Source organism: Mycoplasma enhydrae (genome assembly GCF_025779955.1).
In the GTDB taxonomy this organism is placed as follows: Bacteria; Bacillota_I; Bacilli_A; order Mycoplasmatales; family Metamycoplasmataceae; genus Metamycoplasma; species Metamycoplasma enhydrae.
Window position 1 is genome coordinate 1 of record NZ_JAOXHI010000017.1, and the last position, 1,332, is coordinate 1,332.

A 1,332-nucleotide genomic window follows, 5' to 3' on the forward strand; every position below is an offset into this window, starting at 1 on the left:
TAAACATGTCCCCTATTAGTGGACAAATCAATTAAACCTTTCTCATGTAATGACACGGAGAGAGGTTTTTTAGTTTAATTTGTATTCTAATATTATTATAGTAATTTATAAAGTCAGTAATTAGCTCTATTATTTGGTCATATTTTAAGTCATTTAGCTGGTATTTTCTTAAACATTCTTCTTTTAAAATTGAAAATCAATATTCAATTGGACGGTTATCAAGAGAATTACCAATTCTTGACATTGATTGTAACAAATTATTTTTTGCAATCATTTCTCTGAATCAATTTGACGAATATTGAAAACCATGATCTGAATGAATTAATGAATAGTTTGAAAGATTGATCTTTTTAAAAGTGTCTTTAACAAGTTCTAAATCATTTCTTTTAGAATGACTTCAGCCAACTATTTCATTATTTCTTAAATCTATTGCAGCACTTAAATATATAAATTGACTATTTCACTTTATATAAGTTACATCTGTACATAAAACATTGTTAAATGTGTCATTCTTAAAGTTTCTATTCAAGCGATTTTCAATACTATAATTAGTATTTTTTCTATCTATTCTTCTTTTATTTTTAGCTCGAATAACTGATTTTAAATTCATTGAATTCATATACTTATATACAGTTTTATAGCTTATATTAAGTTGATATTTTTCTTTTAAAATAGCATGTATTCTTCTTGCACCAAAATTTCCTCTATTAACTTTAAATTCTTCAGAGATAATTTTTTTGACTCTAATTACATCTTTTCTAAAACGCATATCATGTGAAATTATATTTTTTGAAAGCTTGTAAAAGTATGATTTAGAAATATATAAAGCTTCGCATATTTTTCTTGGAGAAAGAGAATTTTTCTTCTTTATTTTGTTTTGAATTTCTTCATATAATTCTTTTTTTGAAATTTTAGTTGTTAGTATCTCTTCTTGAATCTTAACAATCTCAAGCAATTCCTCTGGGGTCAATTTTCTTAGCAACTCATCATGTCTTTTTCTTCGTTTTTCTTCTAATTCTTTTTTAGTTAAACCTTTTTTTGGCATATTTTTATATCCCCCTTGATGTGAAACAATTGCATAAATTCCAATTTTTAGGAATCTATAATAGAAATTATAAAGATAATGAGCACTATTATATCCTTTTTGTCCGGTATATTTCATTGCTTTTGGCAAATAACCACAGTTAACTAAATCATTGCATATATCTGGAATTTTTTCTCCAGTAAGCACTCTCATACACAACTTGTATAAAAATATTCTTGTCTTATATTTTTTCATAATAAAAAACATATCCTCCATTTGTGGTAGTCCACTAATAGGGGATATGTTTA

At 25.2% G+C, this 1,332-nt stretch carries 1 protein-coding gene; it reads right to left on the minus strand.

What is annotated here, in order from left to right:
* Window positions 1-31: 31 nt before the first annotated feature.
* Entirely contained in the window at window positions 32-1,279 is a 1,248-nt protein-coding gene (locus tag OF364_RS02970) for an IS3 family transposase (RefSeq protein WP_205851541.1), read from the minus strand.
* Window positions 1,280-1,332: the final 53 nt, after the last annotated feature.